The sequence below is a fragment of the Klebsiella sp. CD33 genome, assembly GCF_051992865.1.
Taxonomy (GTDB): Bacteria; Pseudomonadota; Gammaproteobacteria; order Enterobacterales; family Enterobacteriaceae; genus Klebsiella; species Klebsiella pneumoniae.
In genome coordinates this window covers 988,592-1,003,339 of sequence record NZ_CP197023.1, presented here as the reverse complement: position 1 = coordinate 1,003,339, position 14,748 = coordinate 988,592, and the positions used below count along the sequence as shown (strand labels likewise).

The 14,748-nt window shown below is 59.1% G+C and carries 12 protein-coding genes; 5 read left to right on the top strand and 7 right to left on the bottom strand.

Going from position 1 to position 14,748, the window contains the following annotated elements; genetic code table 11:
* Window positions 1–536 precede the first annotated feature (536 nt).
* Window positions 537–1,082, bottom strand: a complete 546-nt coding sequence (gene syd / locus ACR809_RS05020; protein ID WP_002915253.1) for a SecY-interacting protein — start codon at window positions 1,080–1,082, stop codon at window positions 537–539.
* Between the two features lie 68 nt (window positions 1,083–1,150).
* On the opposite strand from syd, the gene queF reads away from it, so the two are divergent.
* The 5 genes from queF (at window position 1,151) to ACR809_RS04995 (ending at window position 7,787) form a co-directional block, all read left to right on the top strand.
* Window positions 1,151–1,996, top strand: a complete 846-nt coding sequence (queF, locus tag ACR809_RS05015) for an NADPH-dependent 7-cyano-7-deazaguanine reductase QueF (protein ID WP_004174633.1) — start codon at window positions 1,151–1,153, stop codon at window positions 1,994–1,996.
* 111 nt (window positions 1,997–2,107) lie between these two features.
* A complete protein-coding gene (gene ppnN / locus ACR809_RS05010; protein WP_086519754.1) occupies window positions 2,108–3,475 on the top strand; it encodes a nucleotide 5'-monophosphate nucleosidase PpnN in 1,368 nt (455 codons plus the stop codon).
* A gap of 509 nt (window positions 3,476–3,984) precedes the next feature.
* Window positions 3,985–5,274, top strand: a complete 1,290-nt coding sequence (locus tag ACR809_RS05005; protein ID WP_004151070.1) for an HAAAP family serine/threonine permease — start codon at window positions 3,985–3,987, stop codon at window positions 5,272–5,274.
* A 65-nt stretch (window positions 5,275–5,339) separates the two neighbouring features.
* Window positions 5,340–6,707 (top strand): L-serine ammonia-lyase, encoded by a 1,368-nt coding sequence (locus tag ACR809_RS05000; RefSeq protein WP_002915259.1) that lies wholly within the window; start codon window positions 5,340–5,342, stop codon window positions 6,705–6,707.
* A gap of 138 nt (window positions 6,708–6,845) precedes the next feature.
* A complete protein-coding gene (locus tag ACR809_RS04995; RefSeq protein ID WP_002915261.1) occupies window positions 6,846–7,787 on the top strand; it encodes an aliphatic sulfonate ABC transporter substrate-binding protein in 942 nt (313 codons plus the stop codon).
* Between the two features lie 45 nt (window positions 7,788–7,832).
* Here ACR809_RS04995 and ACR809_RS04990 read toward each other — a convergent pair whose 3' ends face one another.
* From ACR809_RS04990 to ACR809_RS04965, 6 genes are all read right to left on the bottom strand, one after another.
* Window positions 7,833–9,056 carry an acyl-CoA dehydrogenase family protein gene (locus ACR809_RS04990; RefSeq protein WP_004890080.1) on the bottom strand — a complete coding sequence of 408 codons (1,224 nt, stop codon included), beginning with the start codon at window positions 9,054–9,056 and terminating at the stop codon, window positions 7,833–7,835.
* Between the two features lie 10 nt (window positions 9,057–9,066).
* Window positions 9,067–10,488 (bottom strand): MFS transporter, encoded by a 1,422-nt coding sequence (locus ACR809_RS04985; protein ID WP_004149572.1) that lies wholly within the window; start codon window positions 10,486–10,488, stop codon window positions 9,067–9,069.
* A gap of 193 nt (window positions 10,489–10,681) precedes the next feature.
* Complete coding sequence (locus tag ACR809_RS04980; RefSeq protein ID WP_002915265.1) at window positions 10,682–11,560, bottom strand: MetQ/NlpA family ABC transporter substrate-binding protein; 879 nt, start codon at window positions 11,558–11,560, stop codon at window positions 10,682–10,684.
* The gene (locus tag ACR809_RS04975; RefSeq protein ID WP_002915267.1) at window positions 11,557–12,255 is read right to left on the bottom strand and encodes a methionine ABC transporter permease; all 699 of its coding nucleotides are present in this window, start codon (window positions 12,253–12,255) and stop codon (window positions 11,557–11,559) included. The genes ACR809_RS04980 and ACR809_RS04975 overlap by 4 nt, the downstream gene beginning before the upstream one ends.
* A complete protein-coding gene (locus tag ACR809_RS04970) occupies window positions 12,252–13,274 on the bottom strand; it encodes a methionine ABC transporter ATP-binding protein (protein ID WP_080893681.1) in 1,023 nt (340 codons plus the stop codon). Before ACR809_RS04970 ends, ACR809_RS04975 begins: the two co-directional genes overlap by 4 nt.
* Window positions 13,271–14,677 (bottom strand): LLM class flavin-dependent oxidoreductase, encoded by a 1,407-nt coding sequence (locus ACR809_RS04965; RefSeq protein ID WP_064152041.1) that lies wholly within the window; start codon window positions 14,675–14,677, stop codon window positions 13,271–13,273. Before ACR809_RS04965 ends, ACR809_RS04970 begins: the two co-directional genes overlap by 4 nt.
* Window positions 14,678–14,748: the final 71 nt, after the last annotated feature.

The following is a 14,748-nucleotide window of genomic DNA, read 5'->3' as shown; positions in this document are numbered from 1 at the left end:
GTTTTGCAGCAGTCCCGCTACATTGGTGCTCCCTGCTCGTCCTTGAAAACTTTTCCTGAGGTCTCCTGACCATGTTCATCCATAAACACGTGCATCCTGCTTTCACACCACCCCGATGCGAAATGACTTATCCATAAGTTTGTCCCGATCTTCCTGATCCACCGTTCATCCTGAGCGGCTCTCGTTCTCCATCCTGGAGGTGTCCATTACGCGATCCTGCGTTATCCTTGCTTCATCCTGAAGCCTGTCCCTGCAACGCCGTCCTGGCGGGTCCTGCAGAAGCGCCATCATCCTGATGTTCGCTTCATTTCGTGACGTCCTGTCGACAGACATAGGATCACTGATTCTGCCCCTTCTTACAACCCTTCTTGAGACAATCTCTTAAGATTAGTCCCCACTCAAAAGGACGAAAAAATTAAGATCTGATTTAATACCCTCAACTTATATAAAAAAGTATGGATTAAATTTACCTTAAATGATGACGATCTCTTACAGGTTTTGTAAGAGATCTCTCACAAACGATCAGGCAGACTGGATTACAGAACTGGCTCAAGGTGGTTGAGGAAACCCGCAAGTGAGGGAGAAAGCGTAATGCGTTTGGCGGTGCCGAGGGTCTCTTTGACTACCTCGCCGCTGAGATTACAGACGGAAATCACATCCAGTTCACTCTCGAGGGTGGCGATAAACAGCGTCGGCGACAGCTTCAACCGCTTCTGCACCACCAGGTGCCCGATTAAATTTTCCTGCACCCGCTGGAAATCCTCTTCACTCCAGGTCTGCAGCAGCGTCAAGGTTTCGCCGGCAAACCGGCCGGACATATCGCCGGCAAACTGAGTGGTATAATAAGAATGAAGCGGCTGTTGTACCACAATGTCGAGGGCGCGTTCAACCGCGCTGATATTTTGCGCCAGCGAAAACGGCTGCGGCTGCCAGAAAACGGCCTCGCCCTGGGTGTCGACAACGCAAGGCGACGGGACGCCGTAAAGCTCTTCACTGCGCGGCAGGCTGTGGCGCTGCTGCTGCCAGACGGCGCAATATCGTTGGGTAAAAGCGCGTAGCGCTTCTGCTGTCTGATGGTCCACCGGTTTCTCTCTTCACGTTAGACAGGATACACTGGAGCAATAGTGTACCCGCTTTACTATGGTGAAACATGTCTTCTTACGATAATCATCAGGCGCTGGCCGGCCTGACGCTCGGTAAATCAACCGATTACCGCGATACCTATGACGCCTCGCTGCTGCAGGGCGTGCCGCGCAGTTTAAACCGCGACCCGCTGGGCCTGCATGCCGATAATCTGCCGTTTCACGGCGCCGATATCTGGACGCTGTACGAACTCTCCTGGCTGAACGGCAAAGGTCTGCCGCAGGTGGCTGTCGGCCACGTCGAGCTGCCCGATACCAGCCTCAATCTGGTGGAGTCGAAAAGCTTTAAGCTCTATCTCAACAGCTTTAACCAGACCCGTTTCGCCAGCTGGCAGGACGTTGCAGAGACCCTGACTCGCGATCTCAGCGCCTGCGCGCAGGGGAAGGTGAAGGTATCGCTCTACCGCCTGGATGAACTGGAAGGCCAGCCGATTGCCCGCCTGCACGGCACCTGCATCGACGATCAGGATATCGAGATCGATAACTATCAGTTCAGCGCCGATTACCTGCAGGGCGCCGCCAGCGGCAAAATCGTGGAGGAGACGCTGGTCAGCCACCTGCTGAAGTCTAATTGCCTTATCACTCATCAGCCGGACTGGGGCTCGGTGCAGATCCAGTATCGGGGGGCGAAAATCGACCGCGAGCAGCTCCTGCGCTATCTGGTTTCGTTCCGCCACCATAACGAATTCCATGAGCAGTGCGTCGAACGTATCTTTAACGATATTCTCCGTTTCTGCCAGCCGGAATCGCTTTCCGTTTACGCCCGCTATACGCGACGCGGCGGTCTGGATATCAACCCCTGGCGCAGCAATGGCGACTTTTCCCCCGCCACCGGCCGCCTCGCCCGTCAATAATAAACAATTTCACAATTTGCGTGCGTTTAGGCGCGCGCAAGGTTGTGGAAACGCCGTTCGCAGGGCTATTGTAATCACAGGAAGACCATAAGCGTCCTGTAAGGAGTTCACTTGATTACACATGTTAGCCCGCTTGGTTCAATGGATATGCTGTCGCAGCTGGAAGTGGATATGCTTAAGCGCACCGCCAGCAGCGACCTGTACCAACTCTTTCGCAACTGCTCGCTTGCTGTGCTCAACTCGGGGAGCCTGACCGATAACAGCAAGGAGCTCCTGTCCCGTTTCGAAAATTTCGAGATTAACGTGCTGCGGCGCGAACGCGGCGTGAAGCTGGAACTGATCAACCCGCCGGAAGACGCCTTCGTTGACGGGCGGATTATCCGCTCCCTGCAGGCCAACCTGTTCGCCGTGCTGCGCGATATCCTGTTCGTTTACGGCCAGATCCACAATACCGTTCGCTTCCCGAACCTCGATCTCGAAAGTTCGGTTCATATCACTAACCTGGTGTTCTCGATCCTGCGCAACGCCCGCGCGCTGCACGTCGGCGAGGCGCCGAACATGATCGTCTGCTGGGGCGGCCACTCCATCAACGAAAACGAATATCTCTACGCCCGCCGCGTCGGTACGCAGCTGGGCCTGCGGGAACTGAATATCTGCACCGGCTGCGGGCCTGGCGCAATGGAGGCGCCGATGAAAGGCGCCGCCGTCGGCCATGCGCAGCAGCGCTACAAAGACAGCCGCTTTATCGGCATGACCGAACCATCCATTATCGCTGCGGAACCACCGAACCCGCTGGTCAATGAACTGATCATCATGCCGGATATCGAAAAGCGTCTGGAGGCCTTCGTACGTATCGCCCACGGGATCATTATTTTCCCGGGCGGCGTCGGCACTGCCGAAGAGCTGCTCTACCTGCTGGGTATTCTGATGCACCCCGACAACAAAGCGCAGGTGCTGCCGCTGATCCTCACCGGGCCGAAGGAGAGCGCCGACTACTTCCGCGTACTGGACGAGTTTATCACCCATACCCTGGGCGAATCGGCCCGTCGCCACTACCGGATCATCATTGACGACCCCGCGGAAGTGGCGCGGCAGATGAAAAAAGCGATGCCGCTGGTGAAAGAGAGCCGTCGCGAGACCGATGACGCCTATAGCTTTAACTGGTCGATTCGCATCTCGCCGGACCTGCAGATGCCGTTTGATCCGACCCACGAGAACATGGCCAACCTCAAACTCTCCCCGGATCAGCCGGTGGAAGTGCTGGCCGCCGATCTGCGTCGCGCCTTCTCCGGGATTGTCGCGGGGAACGTCAAAGAGATGGGCATCCAGGCCATTGAGCAGTACGGTCCTTACAAACTGCACGGCGATCCGGAGATGATGCGCCGTATGGACGATCTGCTGCAGGGCTTCGTCGCCCAGCACCGCATGAAGCTTCCGGGCGGCACCGCCTATATTCCTTGCTACGAAATCATCGCCTGATTTCCCACTCTCCCGCCGGGGCATCGCCTGACGCCTGCCCCCGGCGGGCTCTCTTCCTCTGACTTCCAGAACGCGCTAAAAACCTTTCTGTTACTAATCAATCACCTGAATTATTTCTACATAGCCAAACGTTTGCGTTGGTAAAAACTGCGACAATTATCACTGCAAAAAATGGTTTTAAGCGCAAAAACGTCGACTAGTTCTCTTTTTTACAGTAAATCCCTCGTTATTACGCCGCTCCGCTTTTATCTCATATGCTGCAAATGATAGCCTTCGCGCCACAAATCGCTGGCTGATCCCCAGAAACAGGCTGTTGGACTAAAAATACGCACATTGAAAGTGGATTATTGCATTTGAGATCGCGATCACTGATGCATAAACCATATAAATGTATCTTTCCGGCCCAATTATTACGGAGAAAATTTCTAAAAAAACCGTAATTAAACGAATTTCATGTTACGCAATTGTATTTATTCATTAGATTTTGTTGATTCCTCCAGGAGATACAGATGGAAACCACTCAAACCAGCACCATCGTTTCGGGCGAAACCCGCAGCGGATGGCGTAAAACCGACACCATGTGGATGCTGGGCCTGTACGGTACAGCGATTGGCGCAGGCGTCTTGTTCCTGCCGATCAACGCCGGCGTTGGCGGCATGATCCCCTTGATCATCATGGCGATTCTGGCCTTCCCGATGACTTTCTTCGCCCACCGCGGCATGACCCGCTTCGTGCTCTCCGGGAAAAACCCGGGCGAAGACATCACCGAAGTAGTGGAAGAACACTTCGGCGTAGGCGCAGGTAAGCTGATTACCCTGCTTTATTTCTTCGCTATCTACCCGATCCTGCTGGTTTATAGCGTGGCGATCACTAACACCGTCGAAACCTTCATGGCGCATCAGCTGCACATGACGCCGCCGCCGCGCGCCATTCTGTCGCTGATCCTGATCGTCGGCATGATGACCATCGTGCGTTTCGGCGAGCAGATGATTGTGAAAGCGATGAGCGTGCTGGTGTTCCCATTCGTTATCGCGCTGATGGTGCTGGCTCTGTATCTGATCCCGCAGTGGAACGGCGCGGCGCTGGAGACGCTCTCCCTGAGCGGCGCTTCCGTTACCGGCAACGGCCTGCTGATGACCCTGTGGCTGGCGATCCCGGTGATGGTCTTCTCCTTCAACCACTCGCCGATCATCTCTTCCTTCGCGGTAGCCAAACGTGAAGAGTACGGCGAAGGCGCTGAGAAGAAATGCTCCAGTATCCTCGCGCGCGCCCACATCATGATGGTGCTGACCGTGATGTTCTTCGTCTTCAGCTGCGTTCTGAGCCTCTCTCCGGCAGACCTGGCGGCGGCGAAAGAGCAGAACATCTCGATTCTGTCTTACCTGGCGAACCACTTTAACGCGCCAATCATTGCCTGGATGGCACCGATCATCGCGATGATCGCCATCACCAAATCCTTCCTTGGCCACTATCTGGGCGCTCGCGAAGGCTTTAACGGCATGGTGATTAAATCCCTGCGCAGTAAAGGCAAATCAATTGAAATCAACAAACTGAACAAGCTGACCGCGCTGTTCATGCTGATCACCACCTGGATTGTAGCAACCCTGAACCCGAGCATCCTCGGTATGATCGAGACCCTTGGCGGCCCGATTATCGCGATGATCCTGTTCCTGATGCCGATGTACGCGATTCAGAAAGTCCCGGCGATGCGTAAATACAGCGGCCATATCAGCAACGTCTTCGTGGTGATTATGGGCCTGATTGCCATCTCCGCGATCTTCTACTCACTGTTCAGCTAATTCATTCAACGCCTCCCCCCGCGCCGCTTTACGGCGGCGCGCTTTCCGACAGCACGGGAATACATATGATCAGCGTATTCGATATCTTTAAAATCGGCATTGGCCCTTCCAGCTCCCATACCGTTGGACCGATGAAAGCGGGCAAACAATTCACTGACGACCTGATCGCGCGCGGCCTGCTGGCCGAGGTGAGCAAAGTCGTCGTCGACGTCTACGGCTCCCTCTCCCTGACCGGTAAAGGCCACCATACCGATATCGCGATTATCATGGGACTCGCCGGCAACCTGCCGGACACCGTCGACATCGACGCCATTCCGGGCTTTATTCAGGACGTTAATACCCATGGCCGCCTGATGCTGGCCAACGGTCAGCACGAAGTGGACTTCCCGGTGGATCAGTGCATGAATTTCCATGCCGACAACCTGTCGCTGCATGAGAACGGCATGCGCATCACCGCCCTGGCCGGCGACAAGGTGCTCTACAGCCAGACGTATTACTCTATCGGCGGCGGCTTTATCGTTGATGAGGAGCACTTCGGCCAGACTACCGAGGCGCCGGTTGCCGTTCCTTACCCTTACAAAAACGCCGCCGACCTGCAGCGTCACTGCCGTGAAACCGGGCTGTCGCTCTCCGGCCTGATGATGCAGAACGAACTGGCGCTGCACAGCAAAGAAGCCCTTGAGCAACACTTCGCCGCGGTGTGGGAAGTGATGAGCGCCGGTATCGAGCGCGGCATCACCACCGAAGGCGTCCTGCCGGGCAAACTGCGCGTCCCGCGCCGCGCCGCCGCGCTGCGCCGTATGCTGGTGAGCCAGGACACCACCAACAGCGATCCGATGGCGGTGGTCGACTGGATCAATATGTTCGCCCTGGCGGTGAACGAAGAGAACGCCGCCGGCGGCCGGGTGGTGACCGCGCCAACCAACGGCGCCTGCGGTATCGTGCCGGCGGTGCTGGCCTACTACGACAAGTTTATCCGCAAGGTGAACAGCAACTCCCTGGCCCGCTATATGCTGGTCGCCAGCGCGATTGGTTCGCTGTATAAGATGAACGCCTCCATCTCCGGCGCCGAAGTCGGCTGCCAGGGTGAAGTGGGGGTCGCCTGCTCGATGGCGGCGGCCGGTCTGGCGGAACTGCTGGGCGGCAGCCCGGGTCAGGTGTGCATCGCGGCAGAGATCGCTATGGAGCATAACCTCGGCCTGACCTGCGACCCGGTCGCCGGCCAGGTGCAGGTGCCGTGCATCGAACGCAACGCTATCGCTGCCGTGAAAGCGGTCAACGCCGCGCGAATGGCGCTGCGCCGGACCAGCGAGCCGCGCGTGTGTCTCGATAAAGTGATCGAGACCATGTACGAAACCGGCAAAGACATGAACGCCAAGTACCGGGAAACCTCCCGCGGTGGTCTGGCGATGAAGATTGTTGCCTGCGATTAACCTGCTGGCCCGCCACGCGTCGGCGTGTCGGGCCATCGTCCTGCATAACTCTTTTTGTTATATCAATAAAATTTTAGTTATTTAATGGTTATAAGCGCTGTTTGTTACCTTACGCAAAACCGCTAAGGAGAACAGACAATGTCCAACCGATTCCGCCCCGCCTGGCTGCTGGTCCTCGCCGCCCTCTCTACCTCCGCGCTGGCCAAAGCGCCGGAAACCGTCAACATCGGCTATCAAAAGGCGAATATCTTCGCGCTGCTGAAGTACCGCGGCACGCTGGATGAGAGCCTGAAAAAACAGGGCATTGCCGTACGCTGGGTCGAATTCCCCGCCGGGCCGCAAATGCTGGAGGGGCTGAACGTCGGTAGTATCGATCTGGCCGCGACCGGCGATGCGCCTCCGGCCTTTGCCCAGGCGGCGCAAGCCGATCTGGTCTACCTTGCCCACTCCCCCGCTAACCCGAAAACGGAAGCGATTGTGGTGCCTGAACAGTCGGCAATCCACAGCGTGGCCGACCTGAAGGGCAAGCGCGTGGGGTTGAACAAGGGGTCTGACGTCAACTACCTGCTGGTTGCCGCACTGGAAAAAGCGGGCCTCAGCTATAAAGACATCACCCCGGTCTATCTGCCGCCGGCGGACGCCCGCGCCGCTTTCCAGCGCGGGGCGATTGATGCGTGGGTGATCTGGGATCCGTTCCTCGCAGAAGTGGAAACCAACGCGAAAGCCCGACAGATCCGCAATGCCGAGGGGCTGGTGCCGCACTACACCTTCTATCTCGCCAGCCGCAAGTTTGCAGATACCTACCCGGAGACAGCAAAGCAGGTGGTGGATGAGCTGGGTAAACTCAGCGCGTGGGCGAACAGCCATCAGGACGAGGCCGCCGGGCTGCTGTCGACCTCAACCGGACTGGATAAAGCCATCTGGCTGAAGACCCTGGCCCGCCTGCCCTACGGTGCCGAACGCATGACCCCGGCGGTGTATAACGAACAGCAGGCGCTGGCGGATACCTTTACGCGCATCGGCCTGCTGCCGGTGAAAGTCGACGTGCGCAGCGCCACCTGGTCGCTGGATAAACCTTGATTTTCCTGACGACGGGAAGCACTGCGCCTCCCGTCGCCGACAGGCTTACCCCGCCGTTTTCTCACCATTGCCTATCTGCCAGATAAAGGTGGGCGCTTCACCGTTCACCAGCCAGTTACCGATATTACGTGCCTTATAAATCACCGGATTATGTGAGGCAACCGTCCGCGCATTGCGCCAGTGGCGATCCAGCGCAAGGCGAGTTCGCGTATCCGACGCCCCGAGGGCATTAAACAGCTCCGTCGCCGCCCGCGGGATCCAGTCGCTGGCGATCACCTGCGCCTGCGCCGCTTCCACTTCCGCCAGCTGGTTACGCCGGGCAATCAATGCTTCGTCGTCGCTGACGTGCGCCACATAGGCCTGCTGCAGCGATTCCGCGGCCTGCAGGACCGCGGCCCGGGTCGCCCATGCCCAGCTGCTGATCTGCCCAACGACCTGCAGAACCTGGGCGTCATCGCGCGGCACGGCGGCGTTGCCGTGGCTGTACATCCGGGAGCGATGTTTGACGCCCTGCGCGGCATCCCGCTCAACCGCCAGGCCAATGCCCGCGAGGGTCGCCAGCAGCACATGCTGGTAGAAGGCGGTCTGATAGCGAAAGCGCTGGGCAAAATCATAGACATGTTCGGTTTCCACCCGAGCGCCGGTAAAGCGGGTGGTCCCGCTGCCGGTCAACCGCTGGCCAAAGCCATCCCAGTCATCTTCCCGCACCACGCCGGTCTGCTGGGTGCTGACCAGGGCTATCACATCGCTGGCGGTATCACTGCGCCGGGCAAACACATCGATCCAGTCGGCGTACAGCGCGCCGGTGCTGTAAAACTTCTCGCCGTCGAGTCGCCAGCCGCCCTCTGCCGGCGTCACTCTGGTGTTCACCTCTCCCAGCTTAACCGCGCCGATCTCCGTCCAGCCGCTGCCCACCAGCTCACCGTCGAGGAAGCGACGAAACCAGCGGTCGCGCCCGGCGGAATCCGGCTGATTCAGCTGATCTTCCACAAAGGCAAAGTGCGCGCGCAGGGCCTGCGGCAGGTTAGAGTCCGCTTGCGCCAGCTCGATCAGCAGCGCGCTGAGCTGCGGCAGCGAAGCGCCCCAGCCGCCCTTCTCGCGCGGGATACGCAGCGTGCCGAAGCCCGCTTCTTTCAGCCAGCGGATCGGCTCATCGGGCAGAATGCGCTGCTGTTCGCGCTCCGCAGCGCCCTGGGCGATACGGGTGAATATCGGGCGGAAGGCGGCCGCCAGCGCGTCATAATCGGTGCCAGTAGAGAGCAGGGTCATTGTCAGTTCCTTATTCATGAAGTGCGTCGATATCTTCTCGCGTCGGTTCATGACGGACCGCCAGCAGGAAGAAAATGGGAATAATGGCGGCAAGCGAGACCACCCAGAACATCTGCGTGCCGAGGGAGGCCTGCAGCAGCGGCAGAATAAACAACGCCAGCGCGCTGCCGATCCCGGAGAGTGCCCGGCTGAAACCGACCCCGGTGGCGCGAATGGCAGTAGGATAGGAGAGCGCCGGGTAGATCATCAGCTGCGCCCCCGGGCCAAACCCTTCGGCGAACAGCCACAGCCCCAGCATCGCGATAGCCAGCACGATACCTGCCGTCGCGTGCGGTTGCCCCACCAGCGCCAGCACAATCAGCGCCACAAACTGCAGGGCGAAGCCGGCTATCGCCACATGACGCGAAGGATATTTCCACGCCAGATGCATACCGAGCAGCCCACCGGTAAAAGCAAACAGGGCGTTCAGCCCCAGCGATGCCGAAATAGTTTCGAAGACGCCAGCCCCGAGGAACTGGGCAAGAATTGACGGCAGGAAAAAGGCAATCGCCGTGTACTCGAAGGAGATACAGATATTCATCACCCCGGCGACGATAGTCCGCTCGCGGTAGGGTTTTTCGAACAGCACGCGGAAGCTCACTTTCGGCGCTGGCGCGGGCTTCGCCGCCGGGACCTCATGGGCATGGATCCCCCAGGAGTCGCGTAAAATACGCACTGCAGAGGTCAGATCGCCCTGGTTGGCCGCCCACAGCGGGGATTCATTCATAAATCGACTGCGGACGGCAATAATCAGCAGTGCCGGCACGGCGCCGAACAGCAGGGAGGCGCGCCACAGCCAGTCAAGATGCTCCTGCGGCAGCAGGAAATAGAGGCCGAAGATAATGAGAAAGCAGACGGTTGAGGCGGCGTACCACATCGGGCACCATGCCGCGAGGCGAGCCGCTTTGTTGCCTTTGCCGGCAAAGCGGGAAAACTCGGCCAGATAGGACATCGCTACCGGCAGGTCGATGCCAACGCCGATGCCCATCAGGAAACGGGCGCCAATCAACACCCAGACGTTCGGCGCCAGCCCGGCGGCGATAGCCGAAATCACGAAAAAGAACATATCGGCCATAAAAACCGAATAGCGACCATATTTATCGGTCAACCAGCCGCCGATAATATTGCCGACGATAGTCCCGACCATAATGGACGAAGTCACCAGGCCGGTCAGCAGCGGTGAGAGCTGAAATTCACGTACAACGTCATCAATACCGTAGGAGAGCGTGGTTAAGTCATATGCGTCGAGAAAAACGCCCCCCAGCGCGAGGAAGACAATCATCCGCGCATATTTCGCATGTTCCTTGCCGGAATTAATTAGCCGCGCCACATCCCCGACGCTACTGACCGGTACCGAAGCGATACCGGGATTATCCACTGGTAATGTACTCATTTTTTCACCTTATTATTTTGTGCAGGTCATCAGCGGTTATAGACCGCGCGCGACGAGAATCAAAACAACAAATCATTCTATAAAAATCAATATAATCAATAAGTTAATAAATATCACCAGCACAAAAAGGACGCGCTTTCACGCATCCTCAAGGGAAATAAATAACAACGAAAATAGACGTCGTGCAGGACGCTTATTCCGCGGACACTGGAACTAATACGTCTTTTACCAGCGGGTCATCGGTGGTTTTTAACCACGTCTGGATCCGCGGATCAGAAAAAGCCTGTTTTAATTTGACGATATTTTCCTGCGATAAATACGGTGTACCAATCACTAATTGCGAAGCAAAGGTGCGCGGCGCCGGCGGGAATAATATGCCTTTCTCACGCGGCACTTTCCCGGCGTCAAATTGCGAGACATAGCCGATGGCGGCATCCACCGAATTTAACGCCCGCGGCATGGTCAGCAGATCCAGCTCTTTAAAGACAAACTGATGCGGGTTACCGACAATATTTTTCAGCTTCGCCGTGCGCGGCTCCACCGCCGGGTCGAGCGAGATCAACCCAATGCGCTGGAGCAGCCACAGGGCCTGCCCCTGATTGGCGCCATCGTCAGGCACGACAATGGTCGCGCCGTTGGGCAACGCCTGTACCGACGAGTAGCGGTCGGAATAGATGCCAAACGCCCACTGGAACACCGGCACCGTGGTCGACAGCGCAAAGCCGTTAGCGTCCACCACCTGTTTAAGCCACCACTGATGCTGATAGATCGTCCCGGCATACTGACCTTCCGCTACCGCGCGGTCAGCCTGGACCGGATCCTGCACCCCCACCGCCTCCAGTTTCAGACCGTAATCGGGCGCAATATGCTGATTAATATACTCAATGATCCGCTGCTCGCCGGCCATCGCCGGCTCGTAGTGAATTTTTAACGTGCTGCCGAAGACCACCTGCTGGCTTTGGGTATGTCCCCGCCACCACCAGAAGGCGATGGCGAGCAGGATAATCACCGCCAGCGCCGCCAGCCAGGGCCAGCGCCGCGCTTTACGTAACTCAAATTGCTCTGTTGTCATACAAGGTTCCCCTGCGTGTGGCGTAAACGGTTGACCAGACGGTCACCCAAAAATTGAATCAACTGGATCGTGGCGATCAGGGCAACGATCGTCGCGATCATGATGTGGTTGTCGAAGCGCTGATAGCCGTACACCACGGCCAGGTAGCCGATGCCGCCGGCGCCGATGGTCCCGGCGATAGCCGAATACTCGATCATCGAGACCAGGTTTAGCGTCACCGCCGCCACCAGCGCGGGCATGGCTTCACTGAGCTGCGCGCTGGCAATGATTTGCCAGCGCGACCCGCCGCAGACGACCCCCACCGCGGTGACCTCCGCCGGCAACTCGCGCAGCGCGTTCTCCACCAGACGGCCAAAGAACGGGACGCCGGCGGCGATCATCGGCACGACCGCGGCGGGGATGCCAATCGTGGTGCCGGTCAGCCAGTAAGTGAACGGGATAATGGCGGCCATCAGCACCAGAAACGGCAGCGAACGTCCCATATTGACCACCCAGTTCAGCAGCCGGTACAGCAGTGCGTGCGGAAATAAGCCCCGCGGCGAGGCGTTAAACAACACCACCCCCACCAGTCCTCCCAGCGTGACGACAAACAGCATCACAATGGCCACCATCAGCCAGGTTTCGCCATAGGCGGGGAGCAGCAGCGAAGGGATTTCGCCCCAGGGGGTATCCTGACTGATGACTGTCGGTTTCATACCGCCTCCCTGAGCAACGGCGCACTGTCGAGAATCTCCGCCGTTATGCCGAGCTGCGCCAGCAGGCCCTGCAGTCGCGCGGGCGACAGGCGTTCGCCCTGAAAGCGCACTCCGGCCTGCAGGCGACCGGCCAGCCGACCATTAATCACCTCGACGTGACCGCCAAGGAGATCGATCTGCAGCGCCCACTGCTGGCTCAGGCGGCTGATCCAGTCGGTGGCCACCGGCACATCCCCGCGGTAGCTCAGACGCAGCAGCAGATCGCTGTGGGTAGCTGCCGCCGGCGTCAGCGGCAACAGCTGCTGGCCGAGCAGAGAATCGGGACGCGCCAGCAGATCTTCGATCCGCCCGTACTGGACGATCGTCCCGTCGCGGATCTCCGCCACCGCATCCGCCGCCGTGCGCACCGCGTCCATTTCATGGGTAATCAGGACGATCGCCAGCTGGTACTCATCACGCAGCCGCTTGAGCAGAGCCAGCACCGAGGCCGTGGCCTGAGGATCGAGGCCGGAGGTGGCTTCATCCGCCAGCAGAACGGACGGGCGCAGCGCCAGCGCGCGGGCAATGCCGATCCGCTGGCGCTGGCCGCCTGAGAGCTGGGCCGGCCAGGCATCCGCTTTGTGGCTCAGGCCGACGCTCTCCAGCAGCTCGCCAACCCGCGCCTTGATATCGCGCTCCACCACACCAAGCCACGCCAGCGGCAGGGCGACATTCTCCCAGGCGGTCCTGCGGCTCAACAGCGCCGAAGACTGGAAAACGGTGCCAATCGCCCGCCGTTCCCGGCGCAGCGCCTCGCCGGACAGCGCCGACAGATCCTGGCCATTGATACGAATGCTGCCGCTGTCCGGTTGCTCCAGCAGGCTGATGCAGCGCGCCAGGGTTGATTTACCGGCGCCGCTCGGCCCCACCACCGCGGTGATGGAGCGCTCAGGCACCTGCAGCGACAGCCCTTTCAGCACCGCGCTGAGCCGGCCATCCGTCGTGCGGTAACTTTTATGCAGGTCATCAATAGCGATCATGTCACCTTCTCCTCTACCGATGCCGCCGTGCGCGCATCGCGGCGGTAGCTGGCGCCCGGGTGAGGCGCGGCCAGACGCGGGCCGCCGCCGAACAGTTTTTCGCGCAGGGTCCCCTCGCGGTACTCCTGCTTAAAGACGCCGCGCTTTTGCAGCTCAGGCACCAGCAGCTCGACGACGTCGCGGAAGGTTTCGTGAGTGACGGCATAGGCGAGGTTAAAGCCATCGACGTCCGTCTCTTCGACCCAGGACTGCAGCTCGTCCGCCACGGTTTGCGCGCTGCCAACCACCAGCGGACCGAAGCCGCCGATCCCCGCCCAATCGGCCAGGGCCTGCACCGTCCACTGGCGGTTCGGATCAGCGGTCGAAAAGGCCTCCACCGCCGACTGAATGGCGTTGGTGTGCAGATACTTCAGCACCTGATCCGGCTGATACTGGCCGAAATCGATCCCCGTCCAGCCGGAGAGCAGCGCCAGCGCGCCTTCATAGCTGACGTACTGCTTATATTCCTGCCACTTCGCCTGTGCCTCGCGGTCGGTGTCGCCGACAATTACCGTCTGCAGGTTGAAGATCAGGATGCTGTGCGGATCGCGCCCCGCCTCAGCTGCCCGGCGGCGAATATCCGCCACCGTCTTCTTCAGCAGCACCTTCGACGGCGCTGCGACGAAGACGCATTCGGCATGGCCGGCGGCGAACTGTTTGCCGCGGCTGGACGCCCCCGCCTGATACAGCACCGGCGTGCGCTGCGGGGATGGCTCGCAGAGGTGGATCCCCGGCACGGAAAAGAACTGTCCCTGATGGTTAATGGGATGGATTTTCCGCGGATCGCTGAAGATCTTCCGCTCTCTGTCGCGCAGCACCGCCCCATCCTCCCAGCTTCCCTCCAGCAACTTATAGATCACCTGCAAATACTCATCGGCATAGTCATAGCGGGTGTCATGGTCGGTCTGGGTCTGCTGGCCGATATTGCGCGCCCCGCTCTCCAGATAGGAGGTGACAATATTCCAGCCCACCCGCCCTTTGGTCAGATGATCGAGCGTCGACAGACGACGAGCGAAGGGGTAAGGATGCTCAAACGACAGCGAGGCGGTCAGACCGAAGCCCAGATGCTCCGTCACCAGCGCCATCGGAGTGATCAGGGCCAGCGGATCGTTGACCGGCACCTGCGTCGCCTGGCGGATCGCCGCGTCGCCGCTGCCGTTCAGCACGTCGTAGACGCCAAGCACGTCGGCGATAAACAGCCCGTCGAACTTGCCGCGCTCCAGCAGTCGCGCCAGATCCACCCAGTATTCCAGATCTTTATACTGCCAGGAGCGATCCCGGGGATGCGCCCACAGGCCCGGCGACTGATGGCCGACGCAGTTCATATCGAAAGCGTTAAGACGAATTTCACGTTGTGATGACATAGCAATCTCCATAGCGCGGCCCGTCGCCGGGGCGCACGCGGCAAAATGAATCAGGGAAGGTAAAGGGAGGT